Below are 19,107 nucleotides of genomic sequence, written 5' to 3' on the forward strand. Positions count from 1 at the left end.
TTCCCGAATGCTCGTTATTGCTGCTTTATTCGTACTTTTCTTCGTCCGGATCGGTCATGCCGTTCGCGACGGGCGTGCCGTCTTCCGTCTCTCCATGGGCAGCGAATTCGGCTTCGGCCAGCGCTTCGGCTTCCGCAGCGCGCTGCTCCAGCGTTTTCAACTCGCCCAGATAACCTTCGACGATCGTCCACAGCTCTTCTTTGCCCATGTCGGTGTCCGAAGAGAACAGGACGAACGGGTCGCCGGGACGCATGCCGAGATCCTGCTTGATGACCTTCGCATGCTTGGGCCAGCGGGTCTTCGGCACTTTGTCCGCTTTGGTCATAACGACGCAGATCGGACGGTTGTAATGCGTCAGCCATTCGTACATCATGATGTCTTCCTTGCTCGGCGGATGGCGCAGGTCGACGACCATGATGACGAGCTTGAGCGTCTCGCGGCCCAGCATGTACCGCTCGATCATCTGTCCCCATACTTCGCGCTGCTGCTTCGACACTTTCGCGAAGCCGTAGCCCGGAAAGTCGACGAAAAAGAACGACTGGTTGATCAGATAATAGTTCATATGCTGCGTCTTGCCGGGTACGGAACTTGTCCGGGCCAGATTTTTGCGGCGCAGCAGACGGTTGATCAGCGACGACTTGCCGACGTTGGAGCGTCCGGCAAGCGCGATCTCGGGCAGACCGTCCTCCGGGTACTGGTCGGGTCCGACCGCACTGATTTTGAATTCGGAACTTGTTACATTCATCGTTAAAAAATCCTCTCCGGAACCGGCTCGGCCGCCCGATATCCGGGCGGCCGTCCTTGTTCTCCGTTACTTCTCGTGCAGCTTGCTAATGCGCCTGGGCCGGCTCGGAAGCGGGCGGCTCGACGACTTTGGCGAGCAGCGCATGCTCCAGCACCTGATCCATATGCGATACCGGCACGAATTGGACCGCTTCCTTCACGCTGTCCGGGATGTCCCGCAGGTCGCGTTCGTTATCTCCCGGCAGCAGCACCTTTTTGTAGCCGGCCCGGTGCGCCGCAAGCGACTTCTCTTTGAGCCCGCCGATCGGCAGTACGCGGCCGCGCAGCGTCACTTCGCCGGTCATCGCCACGTCTTTGGACACGGCGCGGCCGGTCAGCGCCGAGATCAGCGCCGTCGCGAGCGTGATGCCCGCCGACGGGCCGTCTTTGGGAACGGCGCCTTCGGGAATATGGATATGCACGTCGTTCTTCTCGTGGAACTGGCTGTCAATGCCGAGCTGCGCCGCGCGCGAACGCGTATAGCTGAACGCCGCCTGCGCCGACTCCTTCATGACGTCGCCGAGCTTGCCGGTCAGCGTCAGCTTGCCGCTGCCGGGCAGCACGCTCACTTCGATCGTCAGCGTCTCGCCGCCGACTTCGGTCCAGGCCAGGCCGGTCGCGCTGCCGACCTGGTCTTCCGCTTCGGCCAGCCCGTAGCGGAATCTCGGGCTGCCCAAATAGTCCTTGAGCGAATCTCGCGTCACTTCGATCTTGTCGCCGCGGCCCGAGACGAGATGCTTGGCCGCTTTGCGGCAGATGGCCGCAATCTGCTGTTCCAGGTTGCGGACGCCGGATTCGCGCGTGTATTCGCGAATGATCTGCAGCAGCCCTTCCTCCGGAAGGTCCAGCTGCTCTTCGCTCAGCCCGTGCTCTCGCTTTTGCTTCGGCAGCAAATAGCGCTTGGCGATTTCCAGCTTCTCCAATTCCGTGTAACCCGGAATATTGAGAATCTCCATCCGGTCAAGCAGCGGGCGCGGAATGCCCTGCAGCATATTGGCCGTCGTCACGAACATGACTTTGGACAAATCGTAAGGGATCTCGACGAAGTGGTCGCTGAACGTGTTGTTCTGCTCGGGATCGAGCACTTCAAGCAGCGCCGCGGACGGATCGCCGCGGAAATCCGACGCCATCTTGTCGATCTCGTCCAGCAGGAACACCGGGTTCGAGCTGCCCGCCGTGCGCATGCCCTGCAGAATGCGGCCGGGCATCGCGCCGACATACGTGCGCCGGTGGCCGCGAATCTCGGCTTCGTCGCGAACCCCGCCCAGCGACACGCGCACGAATTCGCGGCCGAGGGAACGGGCGATCGAACGGGCAAGCGACGTTTTGCCGACGCCCGGAGGGCCGACGAGGCACAGGATCGGCCCTTTCAGCTTCTTGACCAACTGCTGCACGGCCAGGTACTCCAGCACGCGCTCTTTGGGCTTCTCCAGCCCGTAATGGTCTTCGTTCAGAATGTCTTCGGCGCGGACGATATCGAGCACGTCGTCCGTGTGCTTGTCCCACGGAAGCGCCAGCAGCCAGTCGACGTAGCCGCGGATGATGCCGCCTTCCGCCGCGCTCGTCGGCATGCGTTCCAGCCGGTCGATTTCCTTTTTGATGCGCTCATGCACTTTTTCCGGGAACTCCCCGTTTTCGAGCTGTTCGCGCAATTCCTCGACTTCGCCGGCCCGGCCTTCTTTTTCGCCGAGCTCTTTTTGAATCGCCTTCATTTGTTCGCGCAGGTAATACTCCTTCTGCGTTTTTTCCATCTGCTTTTTGACGCGCTGGCCGATCTTCCGTTCGAGTTCCAGCACTTCGCGCTCGTTGTTGAGCAGGTCGAGCAGCTTCTCCAGACGCGGGCGGAACTCCACCGTCTCCAGAATCGCCTGCTTGTCCTTGATCTTGAGCGGCAGATGGCTCGTAATGACGTCGGCGAGACGTCCCGGCTCGTCGATGTCCGATACGGCCGCAAGCGTCTCCGGCGTGATCTTCTTCGACAGGTTGATATACTGTTCGAATTGGCTCAGCACCGTACGCATCAGCGCGTCCACTTCGGGATCTTCCGATTCCGGCTCTTTCAATTCCCGGGCATAGACCTCGTAGAACTCCGAATTGTCTTCGATATAGTCCAGCACTTCGGCCCGCTCCAGCCCTTCGACGAGCACGCGGATCGTGCCGTTCGGCAGTTTGAGCATCTGTCTGACTTTTGCAACCGTTCCGATTCGGAATATGTCATCCTGCGTCGGTTCCTCGATATTCACCTCGGACTGCGAGCAGAGAAGGATCAAATGATCGTCAACCATCGCCTTTTCCAGTGCCTTGACCGAGCGTTCCCGTCCGACATCCAAATGAAGCACCATGCTCGGATAGACAAGAAGCCCCCGCAAAGGCAGCAACGGAAAACGGCGGTTTTTCTGTTTGTTCAATCCCATCGTTTTCACACCCCCAAAAGGCTTATCGCGCATATACGGCCTGCGGCTGTTACGCGTGTGTTAAGTGTAGCATACCGCCGCTTCGCCCCGCAAAAAAGAAGGGCGGATCCGGCAAAAAAAGACGGCAGAACGGGGGATGCCCGCCTGCCGCCTTGCTGCCTGACCTGGGTTACTTCGCCGTTTCCGCTTGAACCGGCGCCGACTGCGGCTGATGGCGCTCTTCGCGGCCGGGAATTTTGCCCGTCGCTTCGTAAGCGACCACTATCGCGTCGATTTCTTTTTTGAGTTCCTGCACCATGTCCGCTTCCGGTACTTTGCGGATCATTTTGCCGTAGCGGAACAGCAGACCTTCGCCCCGTGCGCCGGCGATGCCGATATCCGCTTCGCGCGCTTCGCCCGGTCCGTTGACCGCGCAGCCAAGCACCGAGACTTTGATCGGAACTTTGATTTTGGAAATGTATTCTTCGACCTCGTTCGCGATCGAGAACAGGTCGATGTCGAGGCGGCCGCAAGTCGGGCAGGATACGAGCGTGGCTGCGTTCGTGATCAGGCCGAACGTCTTGAGCAGCTCGCGCGCGACTTTGACTTCTTCGACCGGATCGGCGCTGAGCGAGATCCGCACCGTGGAGCCGATGCCCATCGACAGCAGCGCGCCGATACCGGCGGAGCTTTTGATCGTGCCGGCATGCAGCGTGCCCGCTTCGGTAATACCGAGGTGCAGCGGGTACGGAATGACCTGCGCCGCTTTGCCGTAAGCTTCGATCGCCATCGGCACGTCGGACGCTTTGAGCGACACGATGATGTCGTGGAAATCGAGTTCTTCCAGAATGCCGATATGGAACAAGGCGCTTTCGACCATGGCGTCGGCCGTCGGATACCCGTATTTCTCGAGCAGGTGATTTTCGAGCGAACCGGCGTTAACGCCGATCCGGATCGGAATGCCTTTTTCTTTGCACGCTTTGACGACCGCTTCGACCTTCTCGCGCTTGCCGATGTTGCCCGGGTTGATCCGGACTTTGTCGATGCCGTTCTCGATCGATTTCAGAGCCAATTTGTAGTTGAAATGGATATCGGCGACGAGCGGAATATGAATCCGCTTCTTGATCTCTTTGATCGCGTCGGCCGCTTCGTCGTTGTTGACCGTAACGCGCACGACCTGGCAGCCGGCTTCTTCGAGACGAAGAATTTCGGCGACCGTCGCTTCGACGTCGGCCGTCTTGGTCGTGCACATACTCTGGATGACGACTTCGTCGCTGCCGCCGATGACCAGGTTACCGACCTTTACGGGCCGTGTCTGATGTCTTAAATACATTTTTATTCGACCTCCAAATCGGAACAAGCAAGATAGCGTCGCTCAAGGACGCGAGACTGCAGCTTCTGGACGGCATTTCGGCTTCTCATACAAAACCGGCCAAACCATGTAGGGTTGACCGGCTCGGCATGAGACCTATTTCATGGGCAAGAAAGCGTTAGGCGCTTTCTTCCCGTTTTTTGTTTTTGCCTTCGCCGAGTTCAGGAACGACCTTTTCTCTGACGACTTTCTCGGTAATCACGCACTCGGTCACGTCGTCGCGCGACGGAACTTCGTACATGACGTCGAGCATCAAGCCTTCGATGATCGCTCTCAGTCCGCGGGCACCGGTCTTGCGCTTGATCGCTTCTTCGGCGATCGCGAGCAGGGCCGCTTCTTCGAACACGAGATCGACGTTGTCCATCTCAAGCAGCTTCTTGTACTGCTTGGTCAGGGCGTTCTTCGGTTCGGACAGGATGCGTACCAGCGTCTCTTCGTCCAGCGGAGCCAGCGTCGAGATGACCGGCAGACGTCCGACGAACTCCGGAATCAGACCGAATTTGAGCAAGTCTTCCGGCAGCGCCATCATCAGATACTCGCCGGCTTTCAGTTCGCGTTGGCCTTCGCCGTCCGCATTGAAGCCGATGACTTTTTTGCCGATCCGGCGTTTGATCATCTGCTCGAGGCCGTCGAAAGCGCCGCCGCAAATAAACAGGATGTTCGTCGTATCGATCTGAATGAATTCTTGATGCGGGTGTTTGCGTCCGCCCTGCGGAGGAACGGATGCGACCGTACCTTCGAGGATTTTCAGCAGCGCCTGCTGTACGCCTTCGCCCGATACGTCGCGCGTAATCGAAGGGTTCTCCGATTTGCGTGCCACTTTATCGATTTCGTCGATGTAGATAATGCCGCGCTCGGCTTTTTCCACGTCGTAATCGGCAGCTTGAATCAGCTTGAGCAGGATGTTCTCCACGTCTTCGCCGACATAGCCGGCTTCCGTCAGGGAAGTGGCGTCCGCGATCGCAAACGGCACGTTCAAGATGCGGGCCATCGTTTGCGCCAGCAGCGTTTTGCCCGAACCGGTAGGTCCGATCAGCATGATGTTGCTCTTCGACAGTTCCACGTCTTCCGACTTGCTCTGCGCGTTAACGCGTTTGTAATGATTGTATACGGCTACGGCAAGCGACTTCTTGGCTTGGTCCTGGCCGATCACGTATTGGTCGAGAATGGCGCGGATCTCCTGCGGCTTCGGAATGTCCTTCAGGTCCACTTCTTCTTCGTGGCCCAATTCCTCTTCCACGATCTCCGTGCACAGTTCGATGCACTCGTCGCAAATATATACGCCGGGTCCGGCTACGAGCTTACGTACCTGCTCCTGCGTTTTGCCGCAGAAGGAGCACTTCAGCTGACCCTTTTCTTCGTTAAATTTAAACATCTAACCACCCCTTCGAGAATTAAGAATTAATCGGTCGCTCGAGAACCTTGTCGATCAGTCCGTAAGACTTGGCTTCTTCCGCACTCATGAAGAAGTCGCGGTCCGTGTCCCGCTCGATTTTCTCAAGGGGCTGACCTGTCGTGTCCACATAGATCTTGTTCAGCTTCTGCTTCGTCTTGATGATCCAATCCGTATGGATCAGAATGTCCGAAGCTTGTCCGCTTACGCCGCCGAGCGGCTGGTGAATCATGACTTCGCTGTTGGGCAGCGCAAAGCGCTTGCCCGGCGCTCCGGCCGTCAGCAGCAGCGAACCCATGCTTGCCGCCATACCGACGCAAATCGTGGACACATCCGGCTTAATGTATTGCATTGTATCATATATACCCATGCCCGCAGTCACAGAACCACCGGGGGAATTGATGTACAAATAGATGTCTTTCTCCGGATCTTCGGCCGCCAAAAACAGCAGCTGCGCGATAATCAGGTTGGCTACGTGATCGTCGATCGCATCGCCAAGCAGAATGATCCGGTCTTTGAGCAGCCTCGAATAAATATCATAGGAGCGCTCGCCGCGGCTTGTTTGTTCAATAACTGTAGGGACTAAACTCATGCGATCAACCTCTCTTTCATCGGGCAGTTTCTTAAAAGACGAAGCGGTCGGATACGACCCTGCTTTCATCCTACGCTTTTAGTTTACCATTTTCAAATGCCGATGTCATTTTTCGATCGAACAATTCGTCCATGGCTCGCTCTCTTGCTTAAAAGCCCCCGGATCGGCCCTGCCGCATACAAAAGGGCAAGGCACGCATAAAATCATACGTGCCTTGCCCGGGCAAGTCAAATTATTCGATTCGCCCCCGAGGCTTGTTCCGCAGTGCGGAAGTAAGCTTTACTCGGCCGATTCTTCGGCCGGAGCCGCGACTTCCTTGCTGTTAGCCAGCAGGAACTCGATCGTTTTGCGCATCGTGATTTCGTCGTTCAGGCTGTCCAGCGAACCGTTGGCGCCCAAAATGCCACGAATTTCGTCCAGGCTGCGTTTGTACATATCAGCCATCGTTTGAAGTTCTTTTTCGACGTCTTCTTCGGAAGCCGAAATGTTCTCTTCTTTGGCGATCGCTTCAAGCACGAGGTTGTTCAGGACGCGCTTCTCGGCGTCCGTCTTCATCTGTTCGCGCAGATCTTCGGCGGTCTGGCCGGAGAAGCTTGTGTACATTTCCAGGTTCATGCCCTGTTGACGGAGACGGTTGTCGAAATCGCGCATCATGTTCTCGACTTCGCCGTTGACCATCGACTCGGGAACTTCGACTTCCGCGGCTGCCGCTACGGCTTCAACAACGGCGTTTTCACGCGCTGCATCGCCTTCGCGTTTTTTGCGGTCGGCTACTTCCTTCTTGAGGTCTTCCTTGTACTCGTCCAGCGTTTCGAATTCGCTAACGTCCTTGGCGAATTCGTCGTCCAGCTCAGGAAGCTGTTTGCGTTTGATTTCGTGCAGCTTCACTTTGAAGACCGCTTCTTTGCCGGCCAGTTCGGCCGCATGGTATTCGTCCGGGAACGTTACGGTAACGTCTTTGGAATCGCCCGTGGACATGCCCACGACCTGCTCCTCGAAGCCCGGGATGAACGAACCCGATCCGAGTTCGAGCGAATAGTTCTCGGCTTTGCCGCCTTCGAACGCCTCGTCGCCCACGTATCCGTCGAAATCGATCGATACGGTGTCGCCGTTCGCTGCCGCTTCTTCGTCAACGACGATCAGCTCGGCATGACGGCTTTGCAGACGCTCGAGTTCGGACGCGATTTCTTCGTCCGTTACGCTGATTTCGGATACAGGCACTTCCACGCCTTTGTATTCGCCCAGGGTAACTTCCGGCTTAACGGTTACTTTCGCTTTGAATTTCAGCGTTTGGCCTTTGCCGAACTGCTCGATGTCGATTTCCGGACGGTCGACCGGGAAGATGCCCGCTTCTTCTACCGCTTCGCTGTAAGCTTCAGGCAGAAGGATGTCGATTGCGTCGTTGTACAGGCTCTCCACGCCAAAGCGCGCTTCGAAGATCGAACGCGGCACTTTGCCTTTGCGGAAACCAGGAACGTTCGCTTTCTTTACGACTTTCTGGAATGCTTTATCAAGCGCGGCTTCAACACGGTCCGCTGCAACTTCAACTTCAAGAACGCCAAGATTCTTCTCGGTTTTTTCCCAACTTGCTGTCATATTGAGTATTCCCCTCCAACAATTAGCTATCAATTAAGTAAATTTAACATACTGCTTTCACGTTCGCAACAACCATCTTATCATACCCAAATGCGAAGCAGATTTCAAGCGCAAACGCCAATGCCACGCCAAAAGACGCCGTTTCGGGCAAAAAAGTAACCGTTTCCGGGCACGCTATCTTTGGAGCGTTCCCCGGGAAAACGCCCGCAGCGACTTTTCCGCCCGCTCGCACAGGAAGCGCAGCTCGCCCGTGATCCCGTAGGCGTCCCGAATCCGCTCCGCTTGGCCGCCGCCTTCGAGCGTCTCCGACGCCTGCGCGTGCAGCGCGGCCGCCCAGGCGTCCAGCTCGCTCTCCGCGCCGCGCGTCAGGTTCTCGTAATCGGTCGTGCCGTACGTCGCCATCATGAACTGCATCCACAATTCCCGCGCAAAATAAAACAGCGAAGGATCTTCGTTCTCCGTCTGCTGGGATACGCGCGACAGCACTTCGGCGACGGCAAGCGGGAACTCGTGCGGCTCAAGCGGCGTCCGCTCGATCTCCAGCTCCAGCGCGATGCCTCCGCGCGGCAGGCGGACCGTTCCGGTCGCGCCGCGGCGGCGCAGCGTCTGAAGCACCCGGAACTGAAGCAGCGGATGCAGCGTCTCCCGCTCCATCCAGTCCGCGAGCTTCGCGTCCGTATCGGCGTCTTCCAGATAAGACAGCTGCTCCAGCGCGATCTGGCCGCGTTCCGTCATCGGCTCCTGCATCACGCGCAGCAGCAGCCGCTCCGCGTAGCCGGCATCTTCCCGGTGCTTCTCGAGCGTCCGCCGCTTGAGCGCCTGCGACGCGTCTTCCGGCTCCTCGCCGGCCAGCACCGCTTCGTTGCGGTAAGCGTCCCCGGCCCCTCCAGGAAACGCGACGCGCAGCCATTCGAGCAGCGTGCTCCATTCCTGGCGCCGCCGCTCGTCTTGCCCTTCGCAGCTCAGCAGAAATTCCAGCGTCTGCATCGCTTCGCCGTAGCGCTCGGTCTCCAGCATGCCGGTAACCTGCTCCTGGTAATGGTCAAGCGTTCCGGGCAGCAGGACGACGCCCGCCTTGTCCTTTTTTGTTACGTGATCGATAAGTCATCCCTCCTTCTCGGCTGCAGGCCCGTGTCCGCTCGCAAGATGATCGTGAGGTTAAATTATAGCATAAACTTGCGGCAGCCGCCTCGTCTGCGGCCAGGCCGCCGGCCTTCTCTCCCCTGATCCGCTATTAGATGTAACAAACGAAACGCGCAGCGGGTCGCGCAGCTTTTTAGGCAAATAAGCTTGCAAGAAACCTCCGTACGTGGTATATTAATTTCTGTTCTGTTTTTCACTTTTGTCCCAGTAGCTCAGTCGGATAGAGCATGCGCCTTCTAAGCGCACGGTCGGGGGTTCGAATCCCTCCTGGGACGTACAAGAGCGGGAGCCTTCCTTCGGGAAGGCTCTTTTTTCGTTGTTCCGATCGCGGCGATTCCGGCCGCGCTCACCCAAAAAGTCCGGGTTCCCGCAAAGGGAGCCCGGACTTTTTGTCAGCGTATCGAAGGCGGCGTCGGAGGCTTCGGCACCGACGGTCCGGAAGGCCCCGGCGGCGAGACGGGCGGACGGGACGGCGACGTCGGCGGCCGCGTCGAAGAGCCGTTGGTCTCCGGCTCCTTGGTCAGCAGGACGCGATTGCCGGCCTCGTCCCATTCCAGTTCGGCATTGAACAGCTGCGCCGCGGCGCGGACCGGAATCATCGTCTTGTTCTCGTACGACAGCGGCGCCGCTTCGAGCGTCAGGTTCTGCCCGTTGCGGCGGGCTTCCCGGCTGCCGAGCGTCAGGACGTGGCGCGCGCCGTCGTCTCCCCCGGTAATCGTAATCGTCTTCCACGTCTTGTTGTAGCGGAACGTATAGTCGCCCAGCGCTTTCATGTCGGTCAGAGTCAAATACGTGCGCCCTTTCCGGAACAGCACGTCTCCCGAAGCGACCCTGCCGTTTATGTAGACTGTCGCCCCCGCCGCGGCCGAAGCCGTCTCCGCCTGCGGCAGCAGCGGCAGCGGCGCGATCAGCGCAGCGGCCAGCACCGCAAGCAGCGCTTTTTTCTTCTGTCCTTCGAATCTGTTCTTCATCATCGGCACGCTCCCTTCTTCTACCCATTTTTAACCGGTTGAGCACGGTTTAACGCGGTTCGGGCTCTGCCTTTTTGCGGGTATGCCCGCGCGAAAGCGCCGGCAGCGCCCAACGCTCAGCCCAAATGCTGCGCATGGGCTTTGCTCCGGTATTCGTGCGGGGAGATGCCTTCCAGCTCTTTGAATACCCGCGCGAACTGCTTGACGTTCTCGAAGCCGACCGCTTCGCCGATCTCGGCCGTTTTGAAGGCAGGGTCGGCGAGCAGCTGCTTGGCGCGTTCGATCCGGACTTTTTTGAGATAGACGACAAAACTTTCGCCCGTATACGCTTTGAACGCTTCGCTGAAATACGAATAATTGAGCGACACATGGTTGCTGACCATGGCCATATTGAGCGGGCGGGCGTACTGGGCTTCGATGAACGCTACCGCTTCCTTGAGGTTTTCGTTCTCCGTATGGGCCAGGCGCACCTGCTTGATATAATCGTTCAGGCTGCACAGCAGATTTTCCAGGCTGCGGAAATAATCGTGGAAATACCGGAAGTTGTTCCAGTTCCCGACTTTGCGGTACAGCTTGAGAACTTCCATCGAAGCTTCGCCGTAGCGGCGGAATACTTCGTCGAGCACCTTTTCGTTGATTAGCCGCGCGGTCTGTTCGATATAGGAGAGGTCGATCCGGGCCAGGCCGTCGATCCGGAAAATGCGGTACAGCCGTTCGTTGATCTCTTTTTTGCGATCGGTGCCGAGCAGGTTGCCGAGCAGCCGGATCTCTTCTTCGGGCGGCTCGAACATCTGCCGCCCGCTTCCGACGGCGCGCGCATCGACCAGATGGACGCCGGGATGCAAAAAGGTATATTGCAGCGCCCGGCAGGCGGTCCGGTAGCTGTCCGGCAGATCCTTCGGCCGCGCGCCCGGCAGGCCGAGGCCGATCAGCAGCCCGCCAAGCTCGCGCCGCTCCGCAAGTTCCGCGAGCTGCGCGAAGCGCCCGGCCGAGCGGTCGATCAGCACGAGGCGCCCTTCCCGGTCCCACAGGGCGGCCGCATAAGCGCGGCCCGGCGGGCCGTCCAGCCGTTCGATAACGGCTTCGAGTTCGCTCCGCTCCATGCTGCCGCCCTGCTCGTGCCGGTAGGCGAGCACGGCCAGCGAGAACGGCATCGGCAGCCCCGCTTCGTCCGCTTCGAGCTCCCCGAGCAGGCGCTCCAATTCTCCGCCTTCCGCTTCGATCAGCCGGCCAAGCGCCGCCAGGCGCAGCCGCTGCTTGTACTCCTGCACGGCGTTGACCCGCTCGTGTTCGGAGACGCGGCCGTCCAGTTCTTCCAGCGCGCGGCCGAGCGCGCCGAACAGGTCTTCGCGCCGGATCGGCTTCAGCAGATAATCGCGTACCTGATACCGGATCGCCGTCTTGGCGTATTCGAACTCGTCGTAGCCGCTCAGCACAAGCACGACGGGGCCTTCCGACGCGTGCTGCATCAGACGCAGCTGCGTCAGCAGTTCCATGCCGTCCATGACGGGCATGCGGATATCGGTAATGACGATCTCCGCCGCCTGCCGCGCATGCAGTTCCAGCGCTTCGCGCCCGTTCGCCGCCAGGCGAATCTGACAGGCGTCGCCCATTTCCCGCTCGATCATCACTTTCAGGCCGTGACGGATATTTTTCTCGTCGTCCACGATCAGCAGCTGTCTCATTCGTCTCCTCCTCCTCCGGTAAGCAGCACTTTGGGAATCGTCAGCACGACGCGCGTATACGCGCCTTCCCCGCTTTCCAGCGCCAGGCCGTATTCGTTCCCGTAAAAAAGCCGGATGCGCTGATGCACGTTGCGCAGCCCGATCCCGCCGAGCTTGATGCCGGTATACGCCGAGCCCGTCCCTTCGCTTTCGATCTGCCGGATCTCGGCGTTCACTTCGGCCACTCGCCGGGCGTCCATGCCGCTGCCGTTGTCCGTCATGCGGATTTCGATCTTCGACGCTTCGATCTCGCGCGCTTCGATCGAAAACGTCCGGCTTCCGGCTTCGCCCAGCTCCTGCCAGGCATGCTTGACGGCATTTTCCACGATGGGTTGGAGCGACATTTTCAAAATCTCCAGTTCGAGAAAAGCTTTGGGCATGTCGCAAATCAGCTCCACCGGCTCGTCGAAGCGGATATTGGTCACTTCCACGTAATTGCGGATATGCCGGATCTCGTCTTTGAGCTTGACGTATTCGCCGGTCCATTTGAAATTGTAGCGCATCATGCCGCCGAGCGACGTCAGCGCATCCGAAATCTGCCGCTGGTCTTCGATCTCCGCCAGCATCTTGATATTTTCGAGCGTATTGTATAGAAAATGCGAATCGATCTGGTTGTACAGCGTGCGCAGTTCCGCTTCTTTCATTAGAGCCTGCTTGCGCACCGCTTCGGCGATCAGCTCGTTGATCGTCAGCGTCATTTTGTTGAAATGATGCGCCAGATCGCCGATTTCGCCGCCTCCGCCCAGGTCGAGCGCCGGCTGAAGCTCGCCTTTGCGCACTTTTTTCATCGCGTCGGCCAGCTGTTTGAGATTTTTGAGAATAAACGAATTCATGATGTACGTCAGCAGCGCCAGCACGAGCACGAATCCGATATTGGCGTAGATCAGCATGCCGCGGGTGCGGTTGACGTCTTTGAGCACTTTTTCCAGCGACACGGCGTTCAGCAGATACCCGTCCATGCGCTCAAGCGGCGTGTACGTCATCAGGTAGGAAGTGCCGTCTTTGTCGTAGCGAAAAGAACCGTCGGCGATATTCGGCACGCTGCCGGGATCGCCGAGCGCGCGGATACGCGACACCGCGTAAGCAGCCGCCGGGGAATCGCCGGACAGCGACGAACCCGACTCCCGCGTATAGACGCCGTCTTCCGTCACGAGCAGCATGCGCGAACCGTCTTCTTGCAGCTCCCCGAACGTGCGCGGCGAAAATTGGTCGAGCCGCATATCCACCTGCACGACGCCGATATGCCGGTCTTTGGGCAGGTTGATCTCGCGCAGCAGCGACAGCTTGGGCGGCTCTTCTTCCGAACCGCCGACGTCCGGCCGGGACGGTTCGGGCCGGAAATGCCACGCCTGACGCTCGCCCAATCCCTGCGTCAGCTTGAACCACGGTTGGTCCCGCACCCGGCTCTCGCGGAAAATGATCGGCCAGATCTCGTAATTGCGCCCGTTCGCCGTATACAGACGCAGATGCAAAATGGCCGGATTGTTGAGCGGAATCCGGGCCAGATTCGCATAGGCGGTATTGTTGAAATCGACCAGTTCCGCCGTCGTCGGATCGTTCTCTTCCGTCAAATAGCGCCGCACGCTCTGATCGGACAGCGGAAGCTGGGCGGCCCGCTCCATCGTCTCGATCTGGTTCACGATCACCTGCTTCTCGATCTGCATCAAATATTCGCTTTTGACGGCCGTGTCTTCGATATAGCTGTCCCGGATATCGGCATAGACGTACGTGGACAGCAGCGTGCTCGGTATCAAAATCAGCAGCGCGTAAGCCGCCACCAGGCGGCTTTGCAGCGAGCGGGTCTGCATCCAGCGCCGGGCCGCGTTCCCGGCTTCTCTCCATCTTCGTCCCATCGGCTCCCCCTGTATCCGTTTTCATACGGCGAGTCTTCCTATCATACAAAGCGGCCGGGGACGCTGACAAGACCCAAAACCCCGACACGGCCCGCGAGCCCCGGCGCATGCGGCCGGGGCTCGGGACTCGTCGGGGTGATGCGGGAGGCAGGCTCGAACCGGTCGATTATTTCGTGCCGCCGAGCTTTTCGAGATTTTTCTCGTATTCCGTCTGCTGGTAAGCCTGCACTTCGGCGAGGCCGGTCGAAGCCCGCTTCGCTTCGTAATCGCTCCAGAGCTGGTCGAACTCCGCGTCGGAAGCGGCGAGCAGCAGCTTCGGCAGCGTCTTGCCCCACAGCTGGCCGAGCTTCGTGTTGGCGATGCCTTCTTTGGAGTTGCCGGTCGGATTGATCTGGTCGAACTCGGACGCGCTGACCGTTTTGCCGCGCGTCCAGTCCATCATCTGCTTGAACGGATCGACCGGCGCGGGCGCCCATTGATCGGTCACGTTCGTGTCCATCATCATCCAGTATTTGTGCGAAGCGCCGTATTTCGCGTCGAAAGCGGCCCGGTCGCTGTTCAGCATCTCCAGCACTTCCGGCTTAAACACCGGCTTGTCGCCTTCCATGTCGTACGTCACGCCTTCTTCGCCCATATACAGATCGCGCTGGCCTTCTTCGCTCGTCAGGTATTCCAGGAACCCGATCGCGCGCGCTTTGTCCTTGACGTCTTTGGAGATCAGCGTCAGCGTCCAGCCGGAGATGCCCGGGCCCGACAGCGTCGGTTCGTCGGAAGCGGCGTTGGCCGGTCCGTCGATCGCCATATAGACGGAATCCGGGTCGTTCGCGAACAGCGCGTTTTGCGGGTTCGTAAAATCGCTGCGCTGGTACATCATGGCGAAATAGCGGCCCTGCGCGATTTTCTCTTCCATTTGGGCCCGCTTGTCGATAAAGATGTCTTTGGCGAGCAGCCCGTTCTCGTTCGCCTGCCGGAACGTTTTGAGCCAGCGGATATATTCGGGATCGGTCTGGCGGTCGTACAGCTTGCCGTCTTTTTGCTGCGGAATCGCCAGGAAGTTTTGCAGGTAGCCTTCAAGCGAATAGTTGCCGTTGTCGGTAAACTCGTGCAGGCCGATCGGGATCATCGGTTGGCCGTTGACGTCGGGGAACTTGTCTTTGGCAGCCTGAAGTCCCGCGAGGAACCCTTCCGGCGTGCTCATATCCGGCTTGCCGATCGCTTCGTACATGTCTTTGCGCACGACGAACACCTGGTTGGACACGTAGTTTTCGCCGTATTTCTCAAAATCGGCCGGCGAAGACGACGCGTTCGGATAGCCGTACACGTTGCCGTCTTCCTGCGTGTACCACGACAGCTTGGCCGGATCGGCGACGTTGGACACGAAAAACGGATCGTATTTGTCCGCCAGTTCGTTCAGCGGCAGCACCAGTTTGCCTTCGATCATTTTTTTGACCGCGTCGTCGCTCCAGGCGATCGTGACGAAGTCGGGCAGTTTGCCGGACGCGATCATCGTGTTCATCTTCTCGGCTTCGTTACCGGCCGGCACGATGAAGTTGAGGCTCGTGCCGGTCTTTTTGGTCACATACTGGCTGGTCAGGTCTTTGCCCCAGTCGGTTCCGGTGTACCAGGCGAAGTTGATGTACCAGTCGAACGTGATCGGCGACGTGTCGTTTTTCCAGGACGGTTGGCTCGGATCGACCGCCGCCTGCGCCGCTTCTTCTTTTTCCGCCGCTTCTTTGCTTTGTCCGCCCGACGAGCAGGCCGTGCTGAAGATCATCAGCATCGCCGCGAGCAGCATGGAGAACTTTTTCCCTCTTTTTTTCATGTGTGTACCTCTTTTCCTTAGGTTGGTACTGCCGGGTGCAGCGGTCTGTCTGTGCTCAACCTTTGATCGAGCCGATCATCATGCCTTTGACAAAATATTTTTGCAGGAACGGATATACGAACACGATCGGCGCGGTCGTCACGACCATCGTCGCAAGCTTGATCGACTGCGAGGTGACCGAACGCGTGACGCCTCCCGGGACCGCCGCCATCATCTGGTTGGAGCTGGATTCCGCCACGACCCGGTACAGATACGTCTGGATCGGCTGCAAATCGGTATTGTTGATATAGATCATCCCGGTAAAATAATCGTTCCATTGATAAACGCCGTGGAACAGCGCGATCGTGGCGAGTACGGGCATCGAGACGGGCAGCACGATTCGCAGAAAAATGGACCAGTCGTTCGCCCCGTCGATACGCGCCGCTTCTTCCAGTCCTTCGGGAATTTCCCGGAAGAAGGTCATGAAGATGATCAGATCGAAAAAGCTGAACAGCACCGGAATGATATAGACCAGGAAATTGTCGAGCAGATGCAGGTCCCGGATCAGCAGATAGGTCGGGATGAGCCCGCCTCCGAAAAACAAGGTAACGGTTCCGATCAGAATGTAGATTTTGCCTCCGATCAGTCCTCTGCGGGAAAAAGCGTAAGCGACCATCGCGGTGAAAAAAACGTGGGCAACCGTACCGACCAGCGTCTTCGCTACCGTCACGCCCATCGCCATCATGATCCCTTCGCTGCGAAATACGGCGCCGAAATTGTCCAGGCTGAACTGTCTCGGCCACCAGTAAATGCCGCCGCGCATCGCGTCCGTGCCGTCGTTGAACGAATTGACCAGCACGTACCAGATCGGATAGATCGTCACGAAGCAGATCAGCGCCATCCCGACGACGTTCAGAAAATCGAAAATCGCTTCGCTTCTCGTTTTGCGTTTTAACGTTAACATGCCGCGGTTCCTCCTTCCGTTTGTTTAGAAAATCGGCTTAGAAAAGCGAAGTGTTGTTCAATTTTTTGGTCACGCCGTTCGCGATCAGCAGCAGGATGAGCGCGATGACCGATTTGAGCAGTCCGACCGCGGTCGAATACGAGAAGCGGCCCTGCTGGATACCGGTCTGGTACACGTAAATATCGATAACGCTGCTGGCGCTCTCGTTCAGCGAATTGCGCAGCACGAGAATCTGGTCGAAGTTGGAGTTCAGCACGCCGCTGACCGCCAGAATGAACAGAATCGCGATCGTCGGGCGGATGTTCGGCAGCGTGACGTAGAACATTTTCTGAAACCGCCCGGCTCCGTCCATCGTCGCCGCTTCGTACTGCTCCGGCGAGACGCTCGCCATGGCGGCCAGGTAGATGATCGCCGACCAGCCCAGCTCTTTCCAGATGTCGGACGTGATGACGATGCCCCAGAAATATTTCGGCTCCGCCAGATAGGAGATCGGTTCGCTGATCAAGCCGAGGCCCATCAGTACATTGTTGATGATGCCGACGTCGGCCAGCCACGTCGCGAGAATGCCGCCGAGAATAACCCAGGACAGAAAGTGCGGCAGGTACGAGATCGTCTGTACCGTTTTCTTAAAGCGGACCGAACGCAGTTCGTTGAGGAACAGCGCGAAGATAATCGGCAGCGGAAACCCGATCACAAGCTTGATCAAGCTGATGCCGAGCGTGTTGCGGATGACTCCGGCCAGTTCGTCGTCCTGCAAAAACTCGCGAAAATGAGCCAGGCCGACCCACGGCGAATTTGCGATACTGTCGACGATATTGTATTCCTTGAACGCGATAATGATGCCGTACATCGGAATATAGTTGAAGACGAACATCCAGGCGATGCCGAGCAGCGCCATCGTCTGCAAATGCCGCTGCTGGAGCAGCCTTCTCCACCATCTGCGCGCTTTCCCTTCCCGATCGGACGGCAGTTCCGCCGTCCGCGCCGCAATTTTTCTCTCCATCTTCCGACCCCCTCCGGTCTATAATCGGTTCATTTTGTAAGTGCTTACATTTTCTAAATTTATTGTATCGCTCGTTTGCCGCTGCGGTAAGGCTTCATTTTTCGTATTGGAGTTACAATATTTCGGATCGGGTGTAGATTCGAAATTTGTAACCTAGTCACAAGATTTCGGATCAAGTATAGATTCGAAATTTGTAACCTAGTCACAAGATTTCGGATCAAGTATAGATTCGAAATTTGTAACCTAGTTACAATATTTCGGATACGTCGTTCTTTTTTCCCGGCTGTCTTTCTTGTTATAATCGGAAGGTGCTGCCAAATCTACCTCTATCTCTATAAATGGCGACCGGCGCTCGCAAGCCGGGAAAGGAAGTGAACCGATGCCCGACCCTTTGATCTGGAAAAAAAGGATTCGAACGCTGCGCGCATTCAACTACAGCGACACGATGCAGGCCGGCGTGCTGCGGGAACGGCTGCTGCACAGCTCGTATTCGCTGACCGAATCGCGCATCATGCTGGAAATCTCGCGGGAGCCCCGCCTGACCGCCACCGATCTGAGCCGCAATCTCGGGCTCGACCCCGGTTATCTCAGCCGGCTGCTCGGCCGCCTGGACTCGGGCGGCGTTATCGAACGCCCGCGCAGCGAACGCGACGCGCGCAGGCGGGTGCTGAAGCTGACCGAACAAGGCGTCCGGATCGCCCGCCTGCTCCACCGGCGGGTCGACGACGACGTCGCGGAATATCTCGCCGGCCTGTCCGAGCCGGATCAGGTTCGCTTGATGGAAGCGATCCGGACGATCGACGAGATCAACGCGGCGCGCTCCGCGCATACGCTCGATATTCGCTTTTTTTTGCGCGAAGCCGAGCCGTCCGACGCCGAGCGCATCGTCCAGGCGTATGAAGCGCTGTTCGAGCAGACATTCGGCCCGTCCGAACAATTCAGCCTCGTGCTGACCGATACGGCCGCCCAGCTGTTCGGCGCTTCGGGAGAACCGTCGGCGCGCTGCTGGATCGCGGAGATGAACGGCGAAAGCGCCGGTTCGATCGTGCTCGACCTGCTGGACGCCCGGCGCGCGCAAATCAAGCTGTTCATGGTCGAATCCAAACGCCGGGGACTCGGTATCGGCGGCAGTCTGCTCGACGAAGCGATCTCTTTCTCCCGCGGCGCCGGCCGCTCCCAGGTGCTGTTATGGGTCATCCGGGATCAACGCCGGCTGCAGGGTCTGCTGTCCAAAAAAGGCTTCAAGCTGGCGGAACAATCTGTCGTGCTATATTACGGCATTCAGTTCGAGGTCGAAACGTGGCAGTTGGATCTGCAAAGCGAGCAAGCCTAAATATGCGCATATTGAATATTAATTCTATTTAACGTATATATATTCATATGCAAAGATAAATATATCGCTTTTGATTCCTGGAAGTCGGTCAAGTGAATTTTGCTGACAACGATACGGGTACATTCGACTTTTTTAGCTGTAAAAAATAAAAAAATGATTTAGAAAAAGGCAGATATTCAGCAATAT

14 protein-coding genes and 1 tRNA gene are annotated in these 19,107 nt (G+C 58.0%); 2 read left to right on the forward strand and 13 right to left on the reverse strand.

What is annotated here, in order from left to right:
• Window positions 1-25: 25 nt before the first annotated feature.
• The 7 genes from yihA to FFV09_RS04110 all read right to left on the reverse strand — a co-directional run bounded on the left by yihA (window position 26) and on the right by FFV09_RS04110 (window position 9,146).
• The gene (yihA, locus tag FFV09_RS04080) at window positions 26-745 is read right to left on the reverse strand and encodes a ribosome biogenesis GTP-binding protein YihA/YsxC (RefSeq protein WP_246098466.1); all 720 of its coding nucleotides are present in this window, start codon (window positions 743-745) and stop codon (window positions 26-28) included.
• Window positions 746-830: 85 nt separating this feature from the next.
• Entirely contained in the window at window positions 831-3,197 is a 2,367-nt protein-coding gene (gene lon / locus FFV09_RS04085; RefSeq protein ID WP_141446494.1) for an endopeptidase La, read from the reverse strand.
• Between the two features lie 169 nt (window positions 3,198-3,366).
• The gene (gene ispG, locus FFV09_RS04090) at window positions 3,367-4,509 is read right to left on the reverse strand and encodes a flavodoxin-dependent (E)-4-hydroxy-3-methylbut-2-enyl-diphosphate synthase (protein WP_141446495.1); all 1,143 of its coding nucleotides are present in this window, start codon (window positions 4,507-4,509) and stop codon (window positions 3,367-3,369) included.
• A gap of 157 nt (window positions 4,510-4,666) precedes the next feature.
• On the reverse strand, window positions 4,667-5,923 hold the full coding sequence (clpX, locus tag FFV09_RS04095; RefSeq protein WP_141446496.1) for an ATP-dependent protease ATP-binding subunit ClpX: 1,257 nt from the start codon (window positions 5,921-5,923) through the stop codon (window positions 4,667-4,669).
• A gap of 19 nt (window positions 5,924-5,942) precedes the next feature.
• Window positions 5,943-6,533, reverse strand: coding sequence for an ATP-dependent Clp endopeptidase proteolytic subunit ClpP (clpP, locus tag FFV09_RS04100; protein WP_141446497.1), 591 nt, complete (start codon window positions 6,531-6,533; stop codon window positions 5,943-5,945).
• Between the two features lie 279 nt (window positions 6,534-6,812).
• A complete protein-coding gene (tig, locus tag FFV09_RS04105; protein WP_141446498.1) occupies window positions 6,813-8,129 on the reverse strand; it encodes a trigger factor in 1,317 nt (438 codons plus the stop codon).
• A gap of 174 nt (window positions 8,130-8,303) precedes the next feature.
• A complete protein-coding gene (locus FFV09_RS04110) occupies window positions 8,304-9,146 on the reverse strand; it encodes a hypothetical protein (RefSeq protein WP_170314928.1) in 843 nt (280 codons plus the stop codon).
• A 327-nt stretch (window positions 9,147-9,473) separates the two neighbouring features.
• Between FFV09_RS04110 and FFV09_RS04115 the strand changes: the two genes are divergently transcribed.
• Window positions 9,474-9,547 (forward strand) — tRNA-Arg (locus tag FFV09_RS04115).
• A gap of 117 nt (window positions 9,548-9,664) precedes the next feature.
• Here the strand turns inward: FFV09_RS04115 and FFV09_RS04120 are convergent.
• The 6 genes from FFV09_RS04120 to FFV09_RS04145 form a co-directional block, all read right to left on the reverse strand.
• On the reverse strand, window positions 9,665-10,246 hold the full coding sequence (locus tag FFV09_RS04120; protein WP_141446500.1) for a copper amine oxidase N-terminal domain-containing protein: 582 nt from the start codon (window positions 10,244-10,246) through the stop codon (window positions 9,665-9,667).
• Between the two features lie 113 nt (window positions 10,247-10,359).
• Window positions 10,360-11,928 carry a response regulator gene (locus FFV09_RS04125; RefSeq protein WP_141446501.1) on the reverse strand — a complete coding sequence of 523 codons (1,569 nt, stop codon included), beginning with the start codon at window positions 11,926-11,928 and terminating at the stop codon, window positions 10,360-10,362.
• Window positions 11,925-13,820: a cache domain-containing sensor histidine kinase gene (locus tag FFV09_RS04130; protein WP_141446502.1), complete on the reverse strand. Its 1,896-nt coding sequence runs from the start codon at window positions 13,818-13,820 to the stop codon at window positions 11,925-11,927. The genes FFV09_RS04125 and FFV09_RS04130 overlap by 4 nt, the downstream gene beginning before the upstream one ends.
• A gap of 166 nt (window positions 13,821-13,986) precedes the next feature.
• On the reverse strand, window positions 13,987-15,642 hold the full coding sequence (locus FFV09_RS04135; protein WP_141446503.1) for a type 2 periplasmic-binding domain-containing protein: 1,656 nt from the start codon (window positions 15,640-15,642) through the stop codon (window positions 13,987-13,989).
• A gap of 55 nt (window positions 15,643-15,697) precedes the next feature.
• Complete coding sequence (locus tag FFV09_RS04140) at window positions 15,698-16,585, reverse strand: carbohydrate ABC transporter permease (protein WP_141446504.1); 888 nt, start codon at window positions 16,583-16,585, stop codon at window positions 15,698-15,700.
• Window positions 16,586-16,622: 37 nt separating this feature from the next.
• Window positions 16,623-17,588, reverse strand: a complete 966-nt coding sequence (locus FFV09_RS04145) for an ABC transporter permease (RefSeq protein ID WP_141446505.1) — start codon at window positions 17,586-17,588, stop codon at window positions 16,623-16,625.
• A gap of 379 nt (window positions 17,589-17,967) precedes the next feature.
• On the opposite strand from FFV09_RS04145, the gene FFV09_RS04150 reads away from it, so the two are divergent.
• Window positions 17,968-18,921 carry a bifunctional helix-turn-helix transcriptional regulator/GNAT family N-acetyltransferase gene (locus FFV09_RS04150; RefSeq protein WP_141446506.1) on the forward strand — a complete coding sequence of 318 codons (954 nt, stop codon included), beginning with the start codon at window positions 17,968-17,970 and terminating at the stop codon, window positions 18,919-18,921.
• The last annotated feature ends 186 nt before the right edge of the window (window positions 18,922-19,107 follow it).

The sequence above is a fragment of the Saccharibacillus brassicae genome (assembly GCF_006542275.1).
Classification (GTDB): Bacteria; Bacillota; Bacilli; order Paenibacillales; family Paenibacillaceae; genus Saccharibacillus; species Saccharibacillus brassicae.

Excerpts from the sequence above, each read along its gene's own strand:
- yihA (WP_246098466.1), bottom strand. The coding sequence starts at position 745 with ATGAATGTAACAAGTTCCGAATTCAAAATCAGTGCGGTCGGACCCGAC.
- FFV09_RS04120 (WP_141446500.1), bottom strand. The coding sequence starts at position 10,246 with ATGATGAAGAACAGATTCGAAGGACAGAAGAAAAAAGCGCTGCTTGCG.
- FFV09_RS04140 (WP_141446504.1), bottom strand. The coding sequence starts at position 16,585 with ATGTTAACGTTAAAACGCAAAACGAGAAGCGAAGCGATTTTCGATTTT.
- ispG (WP_141446495.1), bottom strand. The coding sequence starts at position 4,509 with ATGTATTTAAGACATCAGACACGGCCCGTAAAGGTCGGTAACCTGGTC.
- clpX (WP_141446496.1), bottom strand. The coding sequence starts at position 5,923 with ATGTTTAAATTTAACGAAGAAAAGGGTCAGCTGAAGTGCTCCTTCTGC.
- tig (WP_141446498.1), bottom strand. The coding sequence starts at position 8,129 with ATGACAGCAAGTTGGGAAAAAACCGAGAAGAATCTTGGCGTTCTTGAA.
- FFV09_RS04130 (WP_141446502.1), bottom strand. The coding sequence starts at position 13,820 with ATGGGACGAAGATGGAGAGAAGCCGGGAACGCGGCCCGGCGCTGGATG.
- FFV09_RS04110 (WP_170314928.1), bottom strand. The coding sequence starts at position 9,146 with ATGCTGGAGACCGAGCGCTACGGCGAAGCGATGCAGACGCTGGAATTT.
- FFV09_RS04145 (WP_141446505.1), bottom strand. The coding sequence starts at position 17,588 with ATGGAGAGAAAAATTGCGGCGCGGACGGCGGAACTGCCGTCCGATCGG.
- clpP (WP_141446497.1), bottom strand. The coding sequence starts at position 6,533 with ATGAGTTTAGTCCCTACAGTTATTGAACAAACAAGCCGCGGCGAGCGC.
- lon (WP_141446494.1), bottom strand. The coding sequence starts at position 3,197 with ATGGGATTGAACAAACAGAAAAACCGCCGTTTTCCGTTGCTGCCTTTG.
- FFV09_RS04150 (WP_141446506.1), top strand. The coding sequence starts at position 17,968 with ATGCCCGACCCTTTGATCTGGAAAAAAAGGATTCGAACGCTGCGCGCA.
- FFV09_RS04125 (WP_141446501.1), bottom strand. The coding sequence starts at position 11,928 with ATGAGACAGCTGCTGATCGTGGACGACGAGAAAAATATCCGTCACGGC.
- FFV09_RS04135 (WP_141446503.1), bottom strand. The coding sequence starts at position 15,642 with ATGAAAAAAAGAGGGAAAAAGTTCTCCATGCTGCTCGCGGCGATGCTG.